Origin of the sequence: Aquimarina sp. MAR_2010_214, from assembly GCF_002846555.1 — a bacterium.
Classification (GTDB): domain Bacteria; phylum Bacteroidota; class Bacteroidia; order Flavobacteriales; family Flavobacteriaceae; genus Aquimarina.
In genome coordinates this window covers 2,676,411-2,699,120 of the sequence record NZ_PJMS01000001.1, presented here as the reverse complement: position 1 = coordinate 2,699,120, position 22,710 = coordinate 2,676,411, and the positions used below count along the sequence as shown (strand labels likewise).

Genomic DNA, 22,710 nt, shown 5'->3' with positions numbered 1-22,710 from the left:
GACAATACATAAATGACAAATAAACTAATGACTAATGATATTATTTGCAGATAGCGGTTCTACCAAATGTGATTGGGTTCTTGTTAAAAACAATGGAGAACTCATTCACAAAACTAAAACCGATGGTATAAACCCTCTGCTGCTTTCTGACAATTCTATCTTAAATATTATTCAAAAAGCAGATTCTATTCTACAAAAAAGAGATCTTATACATAAGATTTACTTTTATGGAGCTGGGTGTGGCGAGACAGATGCCAAGAAAAAAATAGCTCTCGTACTACAATCTATATTTAAAAACTTAACATCTGTTGTTATAGAAGAAGATATCATCGGAGCCGTAAAAGCCACAACAGAAAAACCAAGTGTAGTATGTATTTTGGGAACAGGAGCAAATTGCTGTTATTTTGATGGAGAAAAAGTTATTCAAAAATCTCCTGCTTTAGGGTATTTATTGGCAGATGAAGGCAGTGGTAATTATCTTGGAAAAAAATTGATTAAAGATTATTTCCTAGGTAAAATGCCATCAGATATAGCTATAATATTTAAGAATGACTATCCCACTGAACTAAATCAAATCCTTGATGAATTATATTGTGCTGATCATCCCAATAAATATTTAGCTTCATATGCTAAGTTCATTTTTAGAAATCGAGGAAATGCTTATCTAGAGGAAATTTTGCACCGTGGTATTTCAAAATTTATAAGTACTTACCTTTTACAGTACAAAGAAGAATTATCTAAATACCCCATACATTTTGTAGGTTCGGTAGCCTACTATTCGCAAGATATTATAAAAAAAATATTAGATGACCGTGGTTATCGGGTTAAGGGTTTTGTGAAAAAACCAATAGACCACTTGGTTAATCGACTGATCACGCAAAGAATTTCACAAAAAACAAGTCAATAATGAGTTTACGAATCATACCATTCCTTTTTTTAATATTCATAGCCTGTAAAAATCCTGATTCATCATCCCCTGTTAATCAATCTTTGAATATTACCCCTATACCTTTCAAAGTGGATACAAAACAAGGATATTTTGAAATCAATAAAAAAACTACTTTTCTATGCAATGATGAATCGTCTGAGGTTATTGCTAGTTTTTTTATTGAAAAAATGAAGCCTTTTACAGGTCACTCTTTTTCGATAGATAATGGAAATAACATTAAAAACAGCATTCAATTAATTAAAGAAAGTACGCTAGACTTTGGCAAAGAAGAATACCGTCTATCCATATCAAAAGATGAAGTAAAAATAAAAGCTAAAACTGATCAAGGATTGTTTTATGGAATGCAGACTTTTATGCAACTCCTTCCACTATATGATGCTAATTCAAAAAATCAAATGCATCTTCCTGTTAAAATTCAGGCTTTAGATATAGAAGATAAACCTCGTTTCGGTTGGAGAGGGATGCACTTAGATGTTTCAAGGCATTTTTTCTCAATTGATTTTATCAAAAAACAACTTGATGTATTATCTCTTTTCAAGATCAATAAATTTCATTGGCACTTAACTGATGATCAGGGATGGCGAATAGAAATAAAAAAATACCCTAAACTTACAGAGATAGGATCCAAAAGAAAAAATGCCGATGGCAGTTTTCATCAAGGGTTTTATACTCAGGAAGAGATAAAAGAGGTGGTACAATACGCCAAAGAAAGGTTTATTGATGTAATTCCTGAGTTTGATACACCAGGACATGCTATTGCTATTCTGGCTGGATATCCAGAGCTTTCTTGTAGTAAAGAAAAATATGAAGTAAGAAACTTATGGGGTGTAGAATCCAGTATACTCTGTGCAGGAAAAGAAGAAACTTACACTTTTATAGAAGATGTAATTCAAGAACTATCAACCCTATTTCCTTATGAATATTACCACATGGGAGGGGATGAAGTACCTAAAGATCAATGGAAAAATTCTTTAGAATGCCTAGAGTTAAAAAAACGTGAAGGTCTAAAAGATGAGAAAGAAATTCAAAGTTATTTTATGGCTCGTGTAGAAAAAATCTTATCAAAATATAACAAAAAAATGATTGGATGGGATGAAATTCTAGAAGGAGGTATTACTCCTACAACAAATATTATGTCATGGCAAGGAGAAGAAGGGGGTATCAAAGCTGCTAATAAGGGGCATGATGTTATCATGACTCCTGCAAAATATTGTTATTTTAACTTTTATCAAGGTGATTTCAAAGCAGAACCTCTAGCATTTGGAGGATATATTCCTCTAGAAAAAGTATATCACTATGATCCAATACCAAAAGAAATTGAAGAAGATAAAAAGAAGCATATTTTAGGTGCACAAGGAAATGTATGGACCGAATATGCTTATGAAGACCAAACAATTGAATACTTGTTATATCCACGTATCATAGCATTGGCAGAAACTACGTGGTCACAAAAAGAAAATAAAAAAATCGATGATTTCTTAAATAGATTGAATAGTGTCTATGAAATATTAGAACACTATAATATCAATTATCATATTCCTCTTCCTGAAGGGCCTACTTCAAATAAAATTGTATTTATTGATAGTGTAAGCATCCCCTTCTCTACCACACATCCCGTTAAAATGGTGTACACTACAGATGGAACAGATCCAAATGCAGCTAGTACCACATATACCGAACCACTAAATTTTAAAGAAAATACCGAACTACGAATTGCATCAATATTAAAAAGTGGAAAAATGAGTGGTATCAGAACATTAGTAATAACAAAAGAAAAATCTATTGCTCCTTCTGACACAGAAAAACTATCCAAAGGTCTTATTATGAAAGTAACAAAAGGCAATTTCAAAAGTGTCAGTGACATTAAGGATACTACAAAAGCGCATACTTCTACGATTAAAAGAATTGAAGATGCAAATACTACATACCATTGGGGTCACGAAGTAAAAGAAGATAATTTTAAAGCTGTTTTTCTTGAGGGTTATGTTGACATTCCTGAGGATGGGGTATACTATTTTTCTAGTACGCAGGATCAAATATGGATTGCAGATCAACTCCTTATAGATTATAATACACCACTAAAAAAACACCCAAAAGAAAGTTCAATCGCGCTACAAAAAGGAAAACATAAACTAAAAATAGTATATCTAAATAATGTAGCAAAAGGGTGGGCAACAGATTGGAATACTGTAGAACTTAAATATAGAAAAGCATCTGAAGTTGATTATAAGAAAGTAAATGAAAACATGATTTTTCATTAATTCTAGCAATACTCTAAAAAATATTTACAAACTATTAATTTAATATGTAACTAAAAATAGTTTTTGATTGTTAAAGTCCTCCGACACAATGGATCAGTGAAGGAAGATTTTTTATAGCTATTATCTACATCTTTCCATTTAATTTTTTTAATCTATTCATTTCATCAAATTCTGCAACTAGTCTATTTTTATTTTTTAATCCCTCAATCATATTTTCTCGGTTTTTTATTTGAAAATCCCTATCAATCAAATAGTTTAGAAACGCATTTTTATGATTCATCAAGATATAACTCCTCTCCTATCGATTATCATTTTATAGCTTTAATAGATAGCAGAGCAAAACTTCTGGTTTCTTATCGCTCATGCTTCGCTTTAATTAAGTGATAACACACTTAATAATTCATGAAAAACTACTTATTTTCATGAATCAACATTTCTAATTTCTTAGCTTTATCTTTAGCATAATCCAGAGTATTGTCCATCTCATAACACTTTTTAAAATTCTTTAAAGCATTTATAGAATCACCTTTTTCTAATAGTCCGTCACCATAACTATCATATACATTTGCCGAATTTGGATATTCTTCTATGTTTAACTTAAATACTTTTAGCGACTCTTCTAGATTGCCATTTTGTAATAACATATATCCTAATCGATTAATATTACTTTCTTTAACTTCATAAGTTATTGTATCCTTTTTTATTTCATGATAATAAGCAATACCTCTATCAATGTCTTCATTCAATATTTTTTTAGCTAAAACAGTTTCAGCTTTTAACCTTGGAACCTTGTATGGTTCACTTTTATTGATGTTAACAAAACCAGTAACAATATCTCGAAGATTATTATTTGAATTATTAGTTAGTAAAATGAAACCGCTTTCGGTGTCGACTTCATTATACAAATAAGTGCCAAAACCAACCCAACCACCAGAATGAAAAACAACTCTTGGTTCGGTTTTAGATTCTATAAACCAACCAAAACCATAGTTAGTTTCTTCTCCATTATTTAATTTTCCTGGTGTAAATGCTTCATCTAGATATGCTTTTGAAATAATCGTATGATTAGAAAGCGCCATATTCCATTTCATTAAATCTTCTAATGTTGAGTAAATGCCACCATCACCTCTTACATCATTAACAATATTATAATCATTAAGTTTTAAATCTTTTTGATTTAATGCAGTCTGGTAACCAAAAACACGATTTGGCATGTTTGGATCAGCTTCCTCTTGGTATTTATACAACAGAGTGTTATTCATTTTTAGCGGTTCTAAAATTTGCTCTTTTAAAAATATACTAAAATGCTGTCCCGATATTTTTTCTACTATTGAAGCTAAAAACAAATATCCCGTGTTGCTATACTCCCATTTTTCTCCTGTTTTAAAATCTAATTCTGGGTTAACTCTATATATTTCTTTAATGATTTCATCGTTTCCCAAAATGTATTTTTTAGTAGAATCTGCTGGTTTCCAATTGTAATCAATTAGCCTTTCGTAATCAGTTAATCCTGAGGTATGGTGCAATAAATGCTTAACAGTTATATTTTTATATGGAAAATTGGGAAGAATCGTATTTACTTTTTGATCATAATCTAATTTCCCTGATTCTTTTAATTTCATAATAGCCATACCAGTAAACTGCTTACTAACTGATGCTAAACGAAATTGTGAATCTAAGGTTAAGGAATCTTTAGGGTTGATGCTTCTTAGTCCAGAAGTATTTTTAAAAACAACTTCTCCATTTTTGTATACTAATATGTTTCCTGTTGTTATGCCTTTTTTGTGAAGTTCATTTAAAAACTCTTTGTAAGTGTTAGTTTCGATCTCAGGTTTCTTTTCTGTTTTACAAGAAAAAAAGTTTGCCGTAAGAAAACATATTAATACTATTTTTTTGATTGATCTCATTTTTTGATTGATTATTTGTGTAGGCCTAAATTACAATTAAATCTTTAATTATTCGATAACGCACAACTGTACTAAACATCAATAACAATTGTTGTATTACTACTACTGCTCTTTGGATTATTTTAAATGGAAAAAACCAAAAAGCTGAATTTTGTGGAATAAAACTAATTCTGAAAAATAACGAAATAATAAAAAAAGTGTATCGTTAATTGCTGTTAAATCAAAATATCAATATGCACGACTAGTTAATGTTAATATTATTCTATCTGCAATAGTTTTGGCAGTGGTAATGGTAGATACATTTGTATATAGTTTTCCATTTTTGCCAGAATGATGACCATGTCCTATGAGTTTCATAATCTTATATGTTGTGTCATTAAAATCCGTCGGTTTAATTTCTGAAGAATAAACCAGTGAGGGTTGTCCTACTTGTCCCGACCCTGAGTAAATCTTATCCTCTGGAAACTTATCTTTGGTATAATATTCATTCCAATCATAAGATTGGTTTACTTCTACCAAAATTCTATAATTGCTATTGGTATCAAAATTGGTTTTTGATTTCATGACAAAATTACTGGTAGGTGTTGCTCCAGAAACAGCATCCAGATCAGGTGCTCCATTTAGAGGTATATAAAGTCCATCAGAAGCTTTGATTCCTCTTTTATGAGACCAATATGGAAGCGCTTCGGGTCGTCTTACAATCGATGATTCCCAGTTTTCTCCAACTTTTTTACCATAATCGAATGTACTAGAAGAAATCACTCTTGAAATGTATAAAGTCTCTATATAATTACCCTTTGCATCTTCTGCCCAAACCGCAAATAAAGGGTATTGAAATCCTTCTCCTTTTTTTAATTCTATACTTATTTCATGATTTCCAATTGTTTTATCTAATTCAATAATTTGATAATCAAACGTTTCTTCAGTTTTTCCAATTTGCTCGTTTCTAATTTGATTTCCCCAATTGTAAATTATGTTAAGTATAGGTGTATCAAAATACAAACCTGTTGAAACGATCAAAACAATTAATAAAACCAGTGGACTTTGAAGTTTCTTTAGTTTTGGTTGTCTTTTCCCTTTTATATAATTTGATAATGGTAGTTTATTATTGATTATATGAAACACCATTGCCAAGATAAATACTAAAGCAAAAAAGGTATGAAGAGAGGCCACATTTTTTTCAAAAGGTGTAAAATACATAAGTACACCCGAGCCTGAAAGTATTAAAAGTAGTGCAATCAAAATATTGCCAAGTAGTCTTCTGTTCATAATCGTATTTATATTTAGAACAAATGTACTATGGGCTTGGTTCGGTTACAATAAGGGGTAAATTCGCCCCTATTTTTTTAAGAAAATTTTATAATCGTTTGCCAAATTCATCAAGGACTTCTAATACAGAAATAAGCTCTTTTCCTTTTTCTGTTAAAGAGTATTCTACTTTTTTGGGATACACTTCATAGTCCTTTTTTTGAATGATCCCATCCTCTACCAATTCTCCTAGTTGTTTGGTTAAAGCTCTTTTAGAAGCTTCGGGGTTGTATTTTTCTAAATCTTTAAGCCTACAATTCCCTCTATTAAGTTCACATAATAGCGCTAGTTTCCATTTCCCAGAAATAACATGTAGTGTTCTCTCCATTGGGCAATCAATTTTTAAAGGTGTTTTTCTAGTGTAAGTCCCCATCTATTATGTTTCTTTAAAATTACAATAAACACACATATATTGTTAACGAAAGTATAAAAAATAGCTCTTTTATCAAGTTAAGATGATAGGAGGTTAAAAACAGGTAATCTTTCAAAATTAAGTACTGCCCCCCTATTCGCTATAATCATGATCTGTTCACTATTTTATTACATTGTACGATATGCCTTTGATTGTGATAAATAAGTACTCTAAACGTATCTCCTAATTTTAATTTTATCCATTTCGAAATACTGATCGATGTTTTAATCTTACTTAGATCTTTATTTCTTGCTATATCTAATAATTCTAACGTCTTGTGTTGTTGCGCTATAAACCTGTCAATACATTTTTTATCCAGATCACTGTTAATCGGGTTTTTATCTTCGAATGTTTTCATTTTATTCAATTTTTCTTTGGGAAGCAGAATTTTTGCAAAGTAATTCCCCAAAAGACCTGATCTAAAAATAGCTGCATTTTTTCTTTTCGATGTTAGCATTCTATTTTCAATCTCAGGAAGATAAAAGTCTCCATACAAATTTAGGTGCTCCAGGCACTCTAAAATACTCCAACTCTCTGATGTATTTTTCCAATTGAGTTTTTCTACTGATAACTGATTATATTTTTCTGCTTCATTTATATTTTTTCGTGTTCTCTCTACCAAATCCTGTAGTAAATCTTTTGATACTATCTTCATTTGTTTTTTTATACAAAACTCAATGATTTAAAGTTTTAAAACATTGATTGAAATTAAGATTTTTTGATTCTCGAAAGTGTTTCAGGTGTCATTCGTAAGTAGGATGCGATATACTTGTTTGGTATTTCCTGAAATAACTGAGGACTACGTTTCAAAACTCTGTTATATCTTTCTACGGGAGAGGTGGTTAAAATATCCCTTTCTCTTTCCATTTGTTGTAAAACAAAGCTCTCAAAAATCTGATACCACATTTTGGTATTTTCTGGAGAAGACCATATAAAATTCATAAGGGTAGTTTTGTTAATCACCTTTAGAGTCGTTTTTTTCAGGGCTTGAATATAAAAATCAGATGGTTTTTCGTTTATAAATGAATCGAGAGCTGCGATAAAATTATTTTTGTAACCAAACCGAATAGTGTGTTCTTCAAATTCGTCTATCACAAAAATTCTTAAACTACCATCGACAACCAGATATCCGTTAGTATCAATACTTCCTTTTACTTTTAAATATTCATTCCTATCCAGTTTCAACTCTTTATCCCATAAATTTTGATTGTTTATTCCTTCTAATAGGGCTGAGATTGGGTTCATATTTTTGCTTGTCGGTGTTAGTTTATATAATACAAGATGACTCTTTAGTATAGAGATTCTTTGATCTTACACTAAAGTAGCAAAAAGATATATACCTTGTGTGATATATTCTGAATGAGAAATGTTCTTAGTGGTCATAAACCGATCACTTTATCCTTTATTTCTTTCTGATTAAACTCATAAAAATTTAGCATTGCTACAAAATACCTCTCCTCTATTTGAAACTGAATTGCTCTGATCTCATATATAATGTGGTGAATAGTTTTTTTAATTTATCATCTAAATCAGGAAACATATACTTATTCTTTTTTCTATCATAATTAAATTGATATTCGGGTAAATCAAACCCAAAATGTTCAGATGCCCAAAATGCAATTCCGTAAAACATTCCTTCAACTTGATAGTCGCAATGATTTAGTTCTATTTTATTGAGAGTTATTTTGGTTGGAGTATTAATTTTCATTTCTATTATTGAACTTACCCAGGTAAGACCTTCTTTTAAAAGTTCAATTTCGACATCTGTTAAATGTGTGGTATTAGCTTTATACTCAAAAAACAGATTGTTGGATATTTTATCTCCTTGATTACTGTTTTCAACACTGGCCGAAATTTGTACCCAAATACCCCAACTTGTTTTTCGAATTCTATAAAGAGATGAAGATGATTTCTGCATATTATTAAGTGCTTATGTCAACTATTTATGGGTATATGTCTTAACTAGGTAAAATGTTACTTAATCAAGTAAATTAATCTGCATTGAAAAGATGTTATTTTTTCAGTTCGACATAGATCCTAATTTCATCTTACTGCTTTTTAATCAAAAGCAAGTACATCAGGCTCTAAAAATTCTGTTTTTGCTTTTTCCGAATTAAAAATATCAAAACTATAATGGCTACCGATGAGTTGTTTGAAGTTGGTTTTTAACTGCGGAAACTCAACTATAAAATCTTTAAAACTATCAGATTTTGATTGATTCATGAAGTGATTCACTGCTTTGGTCGCGACAATAGTTAGTGTTTTGTTGTATTTGTCTTTTGCTCCTACAAATTCGACAAAACTCTGTAGCTGAGTTTGGATCTTTTTTTCAGCTTTTTCAATTCCATGATTACTAATATGAATCCAAGCCAGTCGTAAATGGGCTTCATGACTAAAAATTTCTGGATTAAGTGTACACTGTGTAAATTGATTCTCAAATACTTCGTCTGTTAGTTCAAAATGCTTTTCCATATTGTATCTTTTTTATATCATTTCTTGATACAAAAGAACGAATACGTATTTTTTTTCTCATTTACATTTGTCGATAAATTGTTTTCGTGCTCTACTTAATTGCGTTGGTGTAATGCCTAAGTAGTTTGCTATGTAATAATGTGGAATTCGATTGATTAAACTGGGATATTCTTTTAAAAAGAGTTCATACTTTTCTACAGAGTTCAAATTCAACAGAGACACTAATCTTGATTGTAACTGTTTATTAAGTTTCTGAAACTCGTTTGTTATTATTTCGGTGATATTTTTGTCTTTATTGACCCAAGACATGACTTCTGAATAATCTGCTACAGAGATTTCACATTTTTCTAGAGCTTCAACAGACATCACTACATTGGTTTTTGGTATAAAACTACCAATAATCATATCTCTCTCTTGATAAAAATGAGTGGTAATTTCGTTACCGTCATTATCATAAACAAACCCTCTCATGACTCCATTCATCAACATACCAATTTTTATACAAGGTTTCCCATATTGAAGAAAAAAACTGCCTTTTTCTAATGATATAGTTTGATGCAAAGAATCGCTAATTGTTTTCTTTTGAGACATTTTAATTATATTTCTTAATCAATTAACTTTTTGACTTCAGTAACTAAAAGCGGAAATTCGATAAAGTTATCTCTATCGATAAAATGTTTGCCTTCATCTAATAAAATAAATGTTGCTTTCAACTTTTTAGCCATTCTTTTTGAATAATCATAAGGAACAATGTCGTCATCTATTGCAGATAGGGCTATGCGATTTTGTGTTAGATTATTAATATAATCATAATCCAATTTTGGTTGCACAAATTGAGATAATTCGGGAATAGGTGTTTCTTCTACAAATCCCGAAACCAAAAAAAGACCTTTAACAGCGCCTAATCGATTAGTATTCAAATAATTTAATAACGTTACACAACCTAAACTATGTCCAATAAAAATAGTGTTTTCATCATACTTCGGTATTGATTTTTCCATATAATTAGCCCATTCATAAAATTGAGGGGCTTTCGAATTAGGCATATCAAGAATAGTGACTTCTACATTTGCGCTTTGTAATTCTTTTTTAAATGATGGAAACCAATTTGAGGTTTTGGAGGCGGTATATCCATGTATTAGATAAATTTGAGTTTTATTCATTATTTTACTCTACCTATTTTAAGTTGAAAAACATTCTACAAAAATCTTATTCTATTTCAAACGAATATACTGTTCTATATTAAAACGATCTATATTGAGGGACTCTACTTTTTCAATTCCTATTGTGGTTAGTGTATCACCTATAATTTCATATTCAAACTCAAATGTATTGTTTTCCCATTCTCTATAATTGCAAAAGTCTAAATGTTCAATATATTTTTCATTTCCTATCTGACACCTACCTCCTCCGGATACAAAAATTGCAATACTGTCTTTTCCCAGATCATGCCTTAGGAAAACAAAGTGTAGTGAGAGAAATAACTATAGTTTTAGCAACTATTCGTAGTTTAAAAATTTCATTGTTTAATCTTATTGTGGGTAATGATGAATATACATGCTGTGTGGCTGTTTAAGAAATATTTTCACATTAAAACTCACGACTTTATTTGGATTATACTAATGGTGTCTATTTAATTTAGAATAGGTCTTGAGTTTGTGTTCAAGTAGTTTTAATCCAATCACTAGATTATCTTCAATAACAAATTCAATGCCCGCCCAAGGTTCTGGGTCTACATAAAATTTAGTCTTTGATTCTGAAGATAAAGAAATTGGATTTTTGTCTTGAAGTTTTAAATGTAATTTATTATTCATATAAATAACTTGTATCGTGTCTTTTATATTATCAACAAATGTATATCGGCCAGTATATTTTTCATAAATATTTGGATCTAACTGACTACGTTTTGGAATATTTTTAGTTTTACTTTGATATAATAACCACTCTATTAGATTGTTTTTTGCAAATGGTAATTCCCAAATATCATGACCAACATCAGGGTATATCGTAATTTTTGTTTTTCCATCGTATTTGTTTATCCGTTTAACTGTATTAATGTTACAATTTACATTTGTATTTTCATCGTTTTCTCCGTGAAATACCCAAATAGGAAGATGCCTTAATTTCCATGGGGCTTTTATATCTCCACGGGAACAACCTGAAATAGGTGCAACTGCGGCAAATCTTTCAGGATTTTCCTGGGCCCAATCCCAAGCACCCCAAGCTCCTAGGCTATGACCACTAAGGTAGATTCTATTTTCATCTACATTATATTTATCAATAACATCATCTAACAACTTATTAAGGAGGTCAACACTCCATTTATTATAAGAATTTACAGGGGAAACAAGAATTAGAGGTAAGTTTCTATTTTTAGCGAATCTCAAAGGCAAAAAATCATTTTTCACTTTTGATAAATTTGAATTTTCCCTTGATCCGTGTAAAAAAATAAGTACTGGGAATTTTTGATTTACATCATTTTTGTATTTGTTAGGTAAGGAAACTAAATATTCAGTCTTTATCAAAAAATGTTCGTTTTTTTCTTGAGCTATAATAGAAATAGGTTTTATAATAAAAATAAAGAACAAAGTAATTTTTAGTACTTCCATATCATTTTGATTTACTATTTTTCATTTGAATTAGTTTGTTCATTAACTTGTGGCTATTGTTTAATATATGTCATGGCAGATCATATTGTTACCAGGTCATCAACTTTTTCTACACTAATTTATAATTTTTAAAACGTATAAAAGCGAACAAAATGTTTGTATTTCACATTTCTCTGTCGGGTAATCTAAAGGATTTGACGGATTTGGTTTAATAGCTCAAAACTTTGGGCTTAGCATTAAAACTCCAAGTAACTATATCCATTGTTGTGACTAGTACTTTTATCTTTTCTTGTCATAAGTTAATATTTGGAGGCCATCAGAAAAGGATTCTTTGTCAGTAAGCACCCAACTTTCATTAGTCGATGAAGTTCCGAACAATTTTGTTCCACTTCCTAATACTACAGGATTCAACTTAAGTTTTAACTGATCAATTAAGCCATTTTCCAATAACCAACCTGCAAATTGTCCGCCACCACACAGATAAATATCAGTCTTTGCATTTTGTCGAATTTCGTTTACTCTATCGGTATCTATTTTTTCGATTTTAACAACTTTTGAGAGATTGTCTATCTTTAATGAATTAGAGAAGATATGATGTTCCATATTAGGGTAAGCAGGCTGTCCTGGTTTAAGCCCATATTGATAACCGAATTCATAAGTTTTACGTCCCATAATTACGGTGTCGAATTTGGTAAGGTCAGATTGATATTTTTCAACTCCTCTTCCTTGAAGAATAAATTTACTGATATCATCATTTTTTCCTGCAATAAAACCATCTAATGAGCTTGCAACATAGTAAATAATTTTTTTCATAATATAGTATCTTTATTGTGATAGTAATGAACAAATGTGTATTCTATAATTTGTCAAAAAAAGGCGGAAGATACTTTACAATTGAGTATTCTTCCACCATGTTTAATTATTTCAGCTGTGAATTTGCAAAATAAGTCATTGCTTTTGAAAGAAATATAGCAAAATCCGGCTGCACTTTTCCATCAATTTTTGTGAATCGTTCATCCGTTATATAAAGCTCACCAAGCCCTTTATAGTCTCTCCATTGAGAATTTGAAGAACCGTCAGTTCCCCAAAATTTTCTGGTGTTTTTATAGTGTCTAGCTACTTCTAGTTGCACCGTTTTACTTTCAGGTTCCTGGTTAGAAATTTCAAATAATGCTTTGAAGATTTCTTTTTGTTCATTTTTTAAAGCCTCAAGTTGCTCTTTCGTAAGTTTCTTAAGATACGCTTCACTTTTTTCTAATGCTTCCACACCGTACTTTTCGATGGTTTCTTTGCGATTTTTATTCGTTTCTTCCTTTGTAAAACCATCATATAATTCATCATCTGTAATCATCTTTTTTCCTTTTAAGTTTAACATTGTTTTTTCAATGGTATTCAGCATTTCAGAAATTCTTTTCTGCTTCAAAACAAGGGCCTGTGCATGACTCTCAAGTGCTTTTATTAAATCAAATTCAGGGTCGATTAAAATGTCTAGAATTTCTTTTAAAGGAAAATCGAGTTCTTTGAAAAATAAAATTTGTTGAAGCTTCAATAACTCATTTTCTCCATACAATCTGTACCTGGCCTCTGTACGTATTGCAGGTTTTAGTAATCCGATCTTATCATAATAATGCAAGGTTCGTACGCTTACACCTGCTATATCAGATAACCCTTTTGCTGTATATTTCTGCATTGAATAATTATTTATAATACAAACTTATGGTATGACGTAACGTTAGAGTCAAATTTTTTTGCGACTTTCTTACTTTTTAATAGATTTTTTTTTGAAAAGGTTAAGAATTATAATTGAATTTTAGTTTGCTTTTGTGTATGTTCGTTAAGATAGATGGTTTACACAAGTTAAAGATTAGGTGTTTACATCAAATTAGTTTCTAACCTTGTAGATTGTTGTTTATTCTTCAATTTCTTTATCAAAACGGAATACTAAATGTTCTAAGTTTTCAATTTTCACATCAAATGTATTAAATGGGGCTTTGTTGTCTCTTTTAATAGTTTTAAGTTCAGGGTATGATGCAACAAAATAACATCTTATATTATCTTTAAATGTTGTCAAATAATCTAATACTGATAGAAATTGTTCTTTTTTATTATATGCATTAATAGTTTCTGATTTTATATAAATGCATATTGCAATAGGTTTTTTATTAACCCAAGCTTTTTTTATAAAATCAATTCTATAGTTTTCTCCATATTTCTTTAAATTTTTGATTTCTCCCCAATATATTAAACCTGTTTCATCTTGGAAATATTCAATTTTCTTAAAGCAATAAAAAAACTTTTTTGTTTTTGTTCCAATTGTTAAAGAGTGATTTTTGAGTTCTTTTTCAGGGAAACCCTCATAACAATCTATAATATGTTCTAAATATGGTGTTTTACTATTTGTCTTTCTTCTCGAATTAGTAGCATTAATTAGGTTTAGATTTACTTTTTTTTCTACAAATGTTTTTTCTGAATTTTCTGCCTTTATATATTCCGATTTCTTTCTTATCGGTTTTTCTAATTGTAACTCTGTAGGTAATAATGTGTTTTTTTGTTGATTTAAAACTTTATTATTTTTCTCAGATATTTCATTATATTCTGTTAAGTCATAATAATATTCACATTCAGAAAGGTGTATTTCTTTTACTTTAGTTCTAAAATGTATTTTGGTTTTTGTCTTGTCAGGTCTATAAATAGCAACTGGAGTTAATGGAATTCGACATTTTTCACTAGGACAGTTAAAAGATAGTTTTTCTGAATGAAAATCAGATTCTTCATTGAAGTATAAATCTCGAGCTTCATAAGGTGTTAGATAATCGTTTAACTCACTAGAATATGCTTCTTCGAATTTCATAGTTTTGGTAATTACAGGTAACGTTTAATATATGTGTCGTAATTGGGAAAATTGTTACCTAACCTTGGACACTTCTACGTAGATTTTATTCCTTTTTTTCAGCTTTAAAATCACTGCGCCTTTATAAATATACAAGGACTAATCGATTAATCACTAATCAGCTATGACATCATATATCGTGTTGTATGCCTTTATTTTAATTATCCAATCAGTTTAGTATCCTCAACTATAATTCCAATTCCACTTAACCAATTAGTAACAAAGTCAGTTGGATTTCCATAAACTATTTTTTCGTGCTCCCATATATCCATTCCATTCTTATTCCCTGATTTATAATCCAGCTTAGTTTTTTCAATTTCATCAATATGAGACTGCGCTAATTTCGGAATTTCAATAATCCTACTTTTACCCTTTTTTACGTGTTCCATTTTTTCTTTCAGAATCAGAATATCCTCTTCAGAATAGTTAACTTCAATTTCATAATTCAAAACCATTGACCATTCATCATTTTTTTGAATAAGATTGAAAAGTAATTTATCTTCTTTATCAACAAAAAACTTCACATTTCTTTCCGGCTCAATTATGCTTGCAACTCTTAACCAAATATAAATTCTTTCTAATTTCCAGTCCTCCATTTTTTAATTCCATACAACGTTATAAGTATGTGTCGTAGCAGAGCAAAATGTTACCTTGCCATCGATTTATCTGCGCAGATTTTATAATTTTCTCATCATAAAATCTTTGCGCCATAGCAAATATACAAGAATCTTTAGGTTATCACTTAATTGCTATGATCACATACTTGGTGTTAGCCTATGTTATTTTTTTCAGAAGCTTTTTATAATTGTAATTTATCAATCGCCTTGAATAATGTCTCTTAATGTAACCTCTTACTTTATTTTTCTCCTCAATAAATTCAAGAGAATGTTCAGAACAACCTCCAATCATATAATCTTCTTCGTCTTCATTTGGCGGAGTATATTTAGTTTTTTTACTTCTATCAATTGATAAGATATATACTTTTCCTATCTCAAAAATGTGAAGGCTTTGTCTACAATCCAATCCACTCATTCCATAAATTTCGAAAGTTTTTCTTTGCTCAATTCCTTTTATCGTTTCGATGAGTTCGACTAGCATTGCTGCTCCAATATTGACTGGTTTGAAATCTGGATTCGTTTTAAGATACTTATTGAGTTCCTCTTGATTTGTATAAACTTTCCCATTTGGTAGATGAAAGTTGAATTGAATTACTTTTGCTTTTACAATCACGTCACTATATATTGAGGCTTTTATAAAATTCCCTCCCCAATCGCAGCTACAAGCAAAAGACAATGATTGGTTCAAGACAATTATTAATATTGCGATATGTTTTTTTTTCATAATATAGGCTAACGGCTCAGTGTATGAAACGTAGCGTGAAAAAAGATACTACATTTTCGATTTAGCACGGAGCTAAATTTTTATATTTTGATTTAATTTTTTTATTTTAAATTCAAATTAAAAATTTGGCAGACTTTCTAAATATACACAAACCTTTCGGTTAAGCACTTATTAGCTATGTTTTATAGCACCGTGTTAGCCGTAGTTTTTCTGCTTCCATTCATTTAAGATTGAAGAGAAGTCCTCGAGCATCAAGTCAAAATTATAGTTCAACTTTTTCTTTTTTAATTTATCAACTATAGTATTCAGTACAACCAAGGTGTATTCACTAAATTTTTCCTTTTGTTCTTTATGATTCAGTTCACTAAATTCTTTTTCAAAATGAATATTTGCTTTTACTTTACCTGTATCTTTTCTAAAAGGTCCATATTCAAATCTGTTTCTTAAGTAATATCCGTTTTGTTCAATTTCTTCTTTTGGATACATTTTGTGTAATTCTTCCCAAGCTTTTTGATTTGATATTTTTTTTTCGCTTTTTGAAATAATATAATTGGTCTTACAATGAGCATTATCGAAAAAACTATGAGAATTGTTTATAATTATTCTATTTATTGAATTTCCATATTTTTCTGGTCGCATTTTTGTATTCAAGGTAGGCTGTAGTTCATTTTGAATACTTTCTATAACGGATTTTGAGTTATCATAACAATTACTAATTCCTCGTTCTATCCAAATAGGGTTTTTAGGTGCCCAATTTCGTTGACTTTCGATTTTTAAATCTTGAATATCTTCTTTAGTTTCATATTCAGATAATATAGTCTCTTTTTCATCTATTTGGTTAGGACTAACGTGGTAGGAAGTCCTGCCTTGCTCCATTGTAAATCCTGTTTTTCGTTTTGACCAAATTGCATCAACAAATCTGCATTCACCTAATTTGTTCAGAAAGAATGTCATTGGGTTTCCATTAAAGAACTTTCCTCTTAGGGCTTCCAAAGGTTCATAATTTCCCCAACCTATAATTGCAAGACTTTCGCAAATTTTCACTGCTTTATTCCAATCAGTTACATTTTTGTAATCTGAGTATTTCAAAAATTCCGAAATAAGTGTTTCTCTAAGTTTGTCTGTGTCTTTTTGACTTCTTAGGAAGTCTTCAAGCTCTTTTAATTCATCGATTTTATATAATTCGGTCATTTATCTTCTCTGTGCTTGTAAATTACGGCTAACGCCAAATATATGAATCGGAGCAAGGCAAGCAAGCCTGAACCAATCGATTTATCTGCGCATTTTTATTTCTTATTCAATTTATAAAAATCTAGCGCCACTGCAAAAAGGAATGACCTTTCGATCTAGCACTAAACTTTGCTTTGATTTTATATATGATGTTAGCAAATGTTTTATCCCCATTTTTCTTCCAATTCTTCGTAATTCTTTTCATAAAACAGCATAAACGCGTTAAGTCCGTCTTGTTTTGTTTGTTCTGGAATTACACTACAAAAATTCTTGTCGTAATAGTCATATTCTACAAGTCCAAACCATTTTTTCTTTTTTCGAGTTATAGGTCTTTTATAGCAGATATAGAATTCATATTCGTTTAATTCTCCAACAATGGACACAAATACTCCATTCCCATTATCATCTTCTATGTTCAATGAAGGTGAACAATGTATTTGATTTTCATTCGCACTAAGCTGAAGTTTTAGTAAATCCAGCCATTGAAAATTCTCATACTTGTCAATAAATTCAGTTTTTGTCAAGAATTGTTCATTCAAGACATAGGATTTTAAAGGATGAGATTCAGAATATTTTAATTTCAATTTTTTCAAATGTTTGCTAACGTTATAAGTATGTGTCGTAGCAGAGCAAAATGTTACCTTGCCATCGATTTATCTGCGCAGATTTTATAATTTTCTCATCATAAAATCTTTGCGCCATAGCAAATATACAAGAATCTTTAGGTTATCACTTAATTGCTATGATCACATACTTGGTGTTAGCAAACGTACTTTAGTATGCGAATTCTGTCACTATTATTCTTTTAATCAGGTAGTCAGAATAATCTATATCAAAATCTAACATCTCCCTTGTCATCAATTCAGGTTGAATTGGTCCAGCCACATTAATCATATCTAAATACTTAATGATAAAATCATTGTCATTTCCCGTTTCTTTTAACGCTTTCCAAAACTTACCGACATAATTTATATCTCTCCAAGTTTTTTGCAGTTCTATAATTGAATCAATATTCGCACCTTTTTTGTAATTAAAGGATGATTCTGAATTTCGATACTCAAATGTACCATCCTCAGTTAAGTATTTGTATCTTCTTTTAATCATTGGTGAGCTTTTTAAAGTCAGTTTTGCAGTGTCTTTTTCAATCCATACAGAATCAGGATAACTATAGATTTCTAGCTTTAATTTACTTTTTTGAAATCGGATTTTACTTTTTTTAGATATTTCGCGCCAATGATCAGTTTTATTATCCTTTAATTCTGTTAAGAATCTTTTATAAGCTTGCTCAAGTTCAAGATTTGGGTATAGATTTTTTAAAAAGTCATTTTCGAAATTTGAAACTAGATAATCTAAAGTTTCACTATTTTCTTTTCCTAGGATTTTTTCAAATTTAGTTTGTTTTGGATCAATATTGTTATTGGTTTGATCAGATGTTTTATTATTACAATATTGAGGAACTATAATTCCAATAGCTGCAAAAATTATTGCTATTAAGGAAAACCAAGAAGCCTTTCTTGATGATTTTCTTGTTCTTTCAAGCTCTAAAAAGTCAATATATTTATTTAAAGCTTCTCCTTTAAGAAAAGAGAGATCATTGTCAAATGGCTCTAATTGATGTCTTGAGGAAAATGTTATTTGATAACCAGGATTTGAAGAATTTTTGTGAGAAATAATTTTTGGTTCTGTTTTATCATTGAAGAAATTATGATAGAACCATAACTTAAAATTGAATTCTTCTAAGTCAGAATCAAATTTATAATTCAAATTCTCTTTAGTTTTATTGTATGAGATTCCTTTAGGATTATTATACCCAATCTCTAAAGCCTTTATGAAGATGTTTTTTTTCAAAATGTTTGTTATTTACAGTGCTTATCCATGAGTTCTTTACCCTTTACTTGTCCTAGTTGTGTCAATCTTTGCCAATCCTTGCAAGCTAAGTTTTGTTGATTATTTGCATAATATGAAGCGGCTCTATTGTATAAAGCATCAATAAAGGAGTGATCCCATTCAATACTTTTAGAAAAGTATTTTATTGCTTTTTCATATGAACTTTCGGAGTATGATTTAATTCCAAGATCGAAATATTTTCCGCTTTCAGTCATATTCTCATAAGGTTTTCCATAATCTGCATTAAGATCATCAATTGATTGAGAAAAAAGCTTAATCTTACATATTCTTGACCTACCTTTATTCTTAACAGAAATTATAAATGGAATAATTATTTCTTTATAATCTTCGAAGCCTTTTAAGTCCCATTTTTTAAAAGATTTTTCTAAAGTTTTAATAATAGAATTTGTTAATTTATCATTTGTGCTTTCACTGTTTGAAACTGTTGTTATGGAAGTTTTGGTTTTAACTTGGAGAGTTAAGGTTCCTGATGCTAATACAATACCTAATTGTTTTTTTAACTTTTTATTTAAATCCAGGGTTAGGTTTCCTTTATATTTTGGAGTGTAAAACTGAGTGGCATTCAAAGTTGAATCATTTTGTTTTTTTTCAAATTGATTTCTTAAAGTACTTTTTCTAGTAAGATAGTATCTTTTTAGCTTGTCATCAGAGAGACCCTCCATTCGTTCAACAATGATAAGTAATTCCTGATCAAGCTTTTCGATTACGTATTCAAAATTTTGGGAAACAATTATTCTATTACCGTTTAAAACATAGCTATAATTAGCTTCCTTTCCTTGTATCGCTGGATAGATGTTAAAGAGATACTGATTTTCTCTAAAATCAAATTCTATATATCTTTTGTCAGAAGGATAATAAGAAACAAACTGACTTCCATCTTTCATGTCAATTTTAGTTTTTGTCCATAAACCGAACAACTCACTTTTATTTATCTGAGCGATTCCGTTCAGATATGAAAAACACAATAATATATTCAGAATAAATATTTTGCTCACTGATTCTTTATGTTTGCTAACGGTCTTGTATAAGATTAGTTGCGTGGTTTAGCAACGAATTTAGCAAATACAAACCGAATAGAAAATCCGCGAGGGTTTTCGTAAGTAGGCTCGTACCAAGCAATTAATTTTATACGTTGTTACCACACGTTTTTATTTCGTTTTATATTGAATTCCGACATTTTCTGGATTCTTTAAATCAATCCAAAATATATCTGTCGGTTCATTCTGTTCCATTTGTCCGTTTTGGTTTTTGTCAGATTTTGCAAATACATACATAAAATCATTTGCTGAATCATATTCCGAACTCATTACGGAATAATTTGCAGGAATTAAATTCCGTTTGTTTTTTCCTTCAATATCAAAATGATAGAATTTTCTCAAATCTTTTACATTTATAAAACCATCTTTATTAGAATCTTCGTCATAAACAGAAACCATATAATATTTTCGATTTACAGATTCAAAATTCAGAGTGTCTTTTGTGAAAGCAGGATAGTAAAGTGTTTTGATTAGTACTGGTTTTTCAAATAGTTTGTTTTCCTCTTTCGTTTGGTTATTATAGTGAGAAATATTTACAAAATTATATCCATAAACAGCCTCAAATCCAGGCATAAAATTGTTATTCCAATTGTTTCCGTCTTCGTAATCGCTGTTCCAATTCGTGTGATAAGAGTTTGAGCCTGTGTAAGATTCGTTTTTCTTGTTATAATTGACTTTGTAAATTGGTGAAATTCTGTGTTCAGGATTATTTGTCAGCAGTACATTTCTTGGTCGTGTCTCAAGTTTTAGAGAGTCAATATTCAGCCCGACAATCTTTTGTCCGTTTTCATCTTCTGAAATTTCGCTTACTTGAAATCCTTTCTTTTCAATTTTATTGTCAGAGCAACTTGTCAAACAAATTGCTAAAATCAGTATCGTTATTATTCTATTCATTTCGTTTTTCTCAAATGTGTGGTAACAATGTTATAATAACAATTGATCAATTACAATCGTTTGTAAATGTATAATAAACGTTTATTACACTGCTATTTTCATCTAAAATACTATAATGATTTAATTTACCGAAAAGCATTTGGTATATCTTATGTATATTATTACCTACAAAATCTAAACTTCTTACCTATACAAAATGCAAAAAGCTACCAAATAGGTAGCTTTTATAGTATTATTAGTATCTAAGTTATCTTACCCTTTTATCGATTATACAACTATATAATCAAAATAGGTAAGCATATTGATTATCGTTTCTTAACTATTAAATTGATCAAGAACAGGATGATTATCGCTCCTATAGCTCCTGTAAGTATTGCACCGATCCAACCAGTACCCAGATGAATCCCAAATTTCCCTAAAAGCCAGGATCCTACATAACTACCTACGATTCCAACGATAATATTACCAATGAGACCTAAGCCACCACCCTTATAAATGGTACCTCCTAGCCAACCCGCTACTGCTCCAATAACAATTGTTACGATTATTTCCATATTGTTAGTTTTAATTATTAATAGAGTATTAATATATTAAAAAAAGATGAACTTATCAGCTATGTTTAGCTTTTCAATGTCATAATATGACTGACCTCTTCTTCTTGATAAATCTTGTTTTTAGTATTATTTCAGTATCTGGCATGTCAAAGATTATCACAATTTAAGGGTGAAAAACTAGGTATAGTACAGCAAAATGAGGCTACATCTAGTTATTAACAGTATAACTTTTTAGTGTTCCATCAGTTATAAATCCAATTTTAGAATAAATTCTCTCACCAGATTTAGATGCTACCAAAACAACAATATCACTTAGGTTTCTGTACGCTTCAAACAACAGTTTGTTGGTCATAATTTTACCTAACCCCATTCCTCTATACTCTGGTAGTGTTCCTATCATATGTATCCCAGAACATCCATTTTTATCATGATATATAATTCCGCAACTTACATATTCACTATTATGTTTACCCAAAAAAAGACGTATTTTTTTTTGGTGCCTAACTAATGAAATTATAGTTTCTGGTAGTATTTGATATCCAAATGATTTTGATGAAACTCTTGCAAATACTTTTGCCTTTTGATCATTATCAACTAATTCTATCGTAGCAAAATCATCTAAGGGTGCTGTATTTTTAGAAGTCTCTAAAAACATTGCTTTTACCACTGATTGCTGCTCAAAATTGTGCTGTAGTAATCGTTTTTCTATATTTTCATTTTCGGCTACTCCTAATGATTTTGGTAGAGTCCCATTCTTCATTTTTGTATGAAGTTGTTCCAGATTTACTATCTTTGGATCTATCCCAAAAATTTTATTGGGCCAGGAGTTTTTTTCGGGATTTGTATAGGTATACCCATCACCTCTATTTAAAAAGTTTCCTTGGGCTCCTATATATTCCCAAAACTCGAAAAGGTGATTTATTATGGTCTCCTTCATA

General features: G+C 30.1%; 24 protein-coding genes. 2 read left to right on the top strand and 22 right to left on the bottom strand.

All coding sequences use genetic code 11. The features are described from left to right. The first annotated feature begins 34 nt into the window (after positions 1–34). Both ATE84_RS11445 and ATE84_RS11440 read left to right on the top strand, forming a co-directional pair. The gene (locus tag ATE84_RS11445; RefSeq protein ID WP_101448082.1) at positions 35–907 is read left to right on the top strand and encodes an N-acetylglucosamine kinase; all 873 of its coding nucleotides are present in this window, start codon (positions 35–37) and stop codon (positions 905–907) included. Continuing rightward, positions 907–3,210 (top strand): family 20 glycosylhydrolase, encoded by a 2,304-nt coding sequence (locus tag ATE84_RS11440; RefSeq protein WP_101448081.1) that lies wholly within the window; start codon positions 907–909, stop codon positions 3,208–3,210. Before ATE84_RS11445 ends, ATE84_RS11440 begins: the two co-directional genes overlap by 1 nt. Positions 3,211–3,620: 410 nt before the next feature. Here ATE84_RS11440 and ATE84_RS11435 read toward each other — a convergent pair whose 3' ends face one another. From ATE84_RS11435 to ATE84_RS11330, 22 genes are all read right to left on the bottom strand, one after another. Then, complete coding sequence (locus tag ATE84_RS11435) at positions 3,621–5,117, bottom strand: serine hydrolase (protein WP_101448080.1); 1,497 nt, start codon at positions 5,115–5,117, stop codon at positions 3,621–3,623. 228 nt (positions 5,118–5,345) lie between these two features. After that, positions 5,346–6,386 carry a DUF4405 domain-containing protein gene (locus tag ATE84_RS11430; RefSeq protein ID WP_101448079.1) on the bottom strand — a complete coding sequence of 347 codons (1,041 nt, stop codon included), beginning with the start codon at positions 6,384–6,386 and terminating at the stop codon, positions 5,346–5,348. 88 nt (positions 6,387–6,474) lie between these two features. Then, on the bottom strand, positions 6,475–6,798 hold the full coding sequence (locus tag ATE84_RS11425) for a helix-turn-helix domain-containing protein (RefSeq protein ID WP_101448078.1): 324 nt from the start codon (positions 6,796–6,798) through the stop codon (positions 6,475–6,477). 145 nt (positions 6,799–6,943) lie between these two features. Then, entirely contained in the window at positions 6,944–7,492 is a 549-nt protein-coding gene (locus ATE84_RS11420) for a DinB family protein (protein WP_101448077.1), read from the bottom strand. Between the two features lie 53 nt (positions 7,493–7,545). Next, positions 7,546–8,082, bottom strand: coding sequence for a Crp/Fnr family transcriptional regulator (locus tag ATE84_RS11415; protein ID WP_101448076.1), 537 nt, complete (start codon positions 8,080–8,082; stop codon positions 7,546–7,548). 214 nt (positions 8,083–8,296) lie between these two features. Then, the gene (locus ATE84_RS11410) at positions 8,297–8,755 is read right to left on the bottom strand and encodes a hypothetical protein (RefSeq protein ID WP_101448075.1); all 459 of its coding nucleotides are present in this window, start codon (positions 8,753–8,755) and stop codon (positions 8,297–8,299) included. A 140-nt stretch (positions 8,756–8,895) separates the two neighbouring features. Further along, the gene (locus tag ATE84_RS11405) at positions 8,896–9,309 is read right to left on the bottom strand and encodes a hypothetical protein (protein WP_101448074.1); all 414 of its coding nucleotides are present in this window, start codon (positions 9,307–9,309) and stop codon (positions 8,896–8,898) included. A gap of 57 nt (positions 9,310–9,366) precedes the next feature. Continuing rightward, complete coding sequence (locus tag ATE84_RS11400; RefSeq protein WP_101448073.1) at positions 9,367–9,900, bottom strand: Crp/Fnr family transcriptional regulator; 534 nt, start codon at positions 9,898–9,900, stop codon at positions 9,367–9,369. 14 nt (positions 9,901–9,914) lie between these two features. Further along, the gene (locus ATE84_RS11395; protein WP_101448072.1) at positions 9,915–10,472 is read right to left on the bottom strand and encodes an alpha/beta hydrolase; all 558 of its coding nucleotides are present in this window, start codon (positions 10,470–10,472) and stop codon (positions 9,915–9,917) included. A gap of 456 nt (positions 10,473–10,928) precedes the next feature. Next, positions 10,929–11,918, bottom strand: a complete 990-nt coding sequence (locus ATE84_RS11390) for an alpha/beta hydrolase-fold protein (RefSeq protein ID WP_101448071.1) — start codon at positions 11,916–11,918, stop codon at positions 10,929–10,931. Between the two features lie 279 nt (positions 11,919–12,197). After that, on the bottom strand, positions 12,198–12,731 hold the full coding sequence (locus ATE84_RS11385) for a dihydrofolate reductase family protein (protein ID WP_101448070.1): 534 nt from the start codon (positions 12,729–12,731) through the stop codon (positions 12,198–12,200). Positions 12,732–12,837: 106 nt separating this feature from the next. Continuing rightward, a complete protein-coding gene (locus ATE84_RS11380) occupies positions 12,838–13,608 on the bottom strand; it encodes a MerR family transcriptional regulator (RefSeq protein WP_101448069.1) in 771 nt (256 codons plus the stop codon). 219 nt (positions 13,609–13,827) lie between these two features. Beyond that, positions 13,828–14,769: a hypothetical protein gene (locus ATE84_RS11375; protein WP_101448068.1), complete on the bottom strand. Its 942-nt coding sequence runs from the start codon at positions 14,767–14,769 to the stop codon at positions 13,828–13,830. 200 nt (positions 14,770–14,969) lie between these two features. Then, a complete protein-coding gene (locus tag ATE84_RS11370) occupies positions 14,970–15,404 on the bottom strand; it encodes a hypothetical protein (RefSeq protein WP_101448067.1) in 435 nt (144 codons plus the stop codon). Positions 15,405–15,582: 178 nt separating this feature from the next. After that, on the bottom strand, positions 15,583–16,149 hold the full coding sequence (locus tag ATE84_RS11365; protein ID WP_101448066.1) for a hypothetical protein: 567 nt from the start codon (positions 16,147–16,149) through the stop codon (positions 15,583–15,585). Between the two features lie 195 nt (positions 16,150–16,344). Next, positions 16,345–17,340 (bottom strand): hypothetical protein, encoded by a 996-nt coding sequence (locus ATE84_RS11360; protein ID WP_101448065.1) that lies wholly within the window; start codon positions 17,338–17,340, stop codon positions 16,345–16,347. A gap of 203 nt (positions 17,341–17,543) precedes the next feature. Continuing rightward, positions 17,544–17,963, bottom strand: a complete 420-nt coding sequence (locus ATE84_RS11355; RefSeq protein WP_158237231.1) for a hypothetical protein — start codon at positions 17,961–17,963, stop codon at positions 17,544–17,546. Positions 17,964–18,153: 190 nt separating this feature from the next. Further along, positions 18,154–19,227 (bottom strand): hypothetical protein, encoded by a 1,074-nt coding sequence (locus ATE84_RS11350; RefSeq protein WP_101448063.1) that lies wholly within the window; start codon positions 19,225–19,227, stop codon positions 18,154–18,156. A gap of 8 nt (positions 19,228–19,235) precedes the next feature. Further along, positions 19,236–20,171, bottom strand: a complete 936-nt coding sequence (locus tag ATE84_RS11345) for a hypothetical protein (RefSeq protein WP_101448062.1) — start codon at positions 20,169–20,171, stop codon at positions 19,236–19,238. A gap of 264 nt (positions 20,172–20,435) precedes the next feature. After that, positions 20,436–21,218 (bottom strand): hypothetical protein, encoded by a 783-nt coding sequence (locus ATE84_RS11340; RefSeq protein ID WP_101448061.1) that lies wholly within the window; start codon positions 21,216–21,218, stop codon positions 20,436–20,438. 305 nt (positions 21,219–21,523) lie between these two features. Beyond that, positions 21,524–21,772, bottom strand: a complete 249-nt coding sequence (locus ATE84_RS11335; RefSeq protein ID WP_101448060.1) for a GlsB/YeaQ/YmgE family stress response membrane protein — start codon at positions 21,770–21,772, stop codon at positions 21,524–21,526. Positions 21,773–21,980: 208 nt separating this feature from the next. Then, entirely contained in the window at positions 21,981–22,709 is a 729-nt protein-coding gene (locus tag ATE84_RS11330; protein ID WP_101448059.1) for a GNAT family N-acetyltransferase, read from the bottom strand. Position 22,710: the final 1 nt, after the last annotated feature.

Bases quoted from the DNA above. Each gene is read 5' to 3' on its own strand.
- ATE84_RS11415 (WP_101448076.1), bottom strand. From the start codon at position 8,082: ATGAACCCAATCTCAGCCCTATTAGAAGGAATAAACAATCAAAATTTA.
- ATE84_RS11430 (WP_101448079.1), bottom strand. From the start codon at position 6,386: ATGAACAGAAGACTACTTGGCAATATTTTGATTGCACTACTTTTAATA.
- ATE84_RS11370 (WP_101448067.1), bottom strand. From the start codon at position 15,404: ATGGAGGACTGGAAATTAGAAAGAATTTATATTTGGTTAAGAGTTGCA.
- ATE84_RS11340 (WP_101448061.1), bottom strand. From the start codon at position 21,218: ATGAATAGAATAATAACGATACTGATTTTAGCAATTTGTTTGACAAGT.
- ATE84_RS11445 (WP_101448082.1), top strand. From the start codon at position 35: ATGATATTATTTGCAGATAGCGGTTCTACCAAATGTGATTGGGTTCTT.
- ATE84_RS11380 (WP_101448069.1), bottom strand. From the start codon at position 13,608: ATGCAGAAATATACAGCAAAAGGGTTATCTGATATAGCAGGTGTAAGC.
- ATE84_RS11365 (WP_101448066.1), bottom strand. From the start codon at position 16,149: ATGAAAAAAAAACATATCGCAATATTAATAATTGTCTTGAACCAATCA.
- ATE84_RS11390 (WP_101448071.1), bottom strand. From the start codon at position 11,918: ATGGAAGTACTAAAAATTACTTTGTTCTTTATTTTTATTATAAAACCT.
- ATE84_RS11405 (WP_101448074.1), bottom strand. From the start codon at position 9,309: ATGGAAAAGCATTTTGAACTAACAGACGAAGTATTTGAGAATCAATTT.
- ATE84_RS11400 (WP_101448073.1), bottom strand. From the start codon at position 9,900: ATGTCTCAAAAGAAAACAATTAGCGATTCTTTGCATCAAACTATATCA.
- ATE84_RS11420 (WP_101448077.1), bottom strand. From the start codon at position 7,492: ATGAAGATAGTATCAAAAGATTTACTACAGGATTTGGTAGAGAGAACA.
- ATE84_RS11435 (WP_101448080.1), bottom strand. From the start codon at position 5,117: ATGAGATCAATCAAAAAAATAGTATTAATATGTTTTCTTACGGCAAAC.
- ATE84_RS11385 (WP_101448070.1), bottom strand. From the start codon at position 12,731: ATGAAAAAAATTATTTACTATGTTGCAAGCTCATTAGATGGTTTTATT.
- ATE84_RS11335 (WP_101448060.1), bottom strand. From the start codon at position 21,772: ATGGAAATAATCGTAACAATTGTTATTGGAGCAGTAGCGGGTTGGCTA.
- ATE84_RS11395 (WP_101448072.1), bottom strand. From the start codon at position 10,472: ATGAATAAAACTCAAATTTATCTAATACATGGATATACCGCCTCCAAA.
- ATE84_RS11375 (WP_101448068.1), bottom strand. From the start codon at position 14,769: ATGAAATTCGAAGAAGCATATTCTAGTGAGTTAAACGATTATCTAACA.
- ATE84_RS11360 (WP_101448065.1), bottom strand. From the start codon at position 17,340: ATGACCGAATTATATAAAATCGATGAATTAAAAGAGCTTGAAGACTTC.
- ATE84_RS11330 (WP_101448059.1), bottom strand. From the start codon at position 22,709: ATGAAGGAGACCATAATAAATCACCTTTTCGAGTTTTGGGAATATATA.
- ATE84_RS11440 (WP_101448081.1), top strand. From the start codon at position 907: ATGAGTTTACGAATCATACCATTCCTTTTTTTAATATTCATAGCCTGT.
- ATE84_RS11410 (WP_101448075.1), bottom strand. From the start codon at position 8,755: ATGCAGAAATCATCTTCATCTCTTTATAGAATTCGAAAAACAAGTTGG.
- ATE84_RS11425 (WP_101448078.1), bottom strand. From the start codon at position 6,798: ATGGGGACTTACACTAGAAAAACACCTTTAAAAATTGATTGCCCAATG.
- ATE84_RS11345 (WP_101448062.1), bottom strand. From the start codon at position 20,171: ATGAAAGATGGAAGTCAGTTTGTTTCTTATTATCCTTCTGACAAAAGA.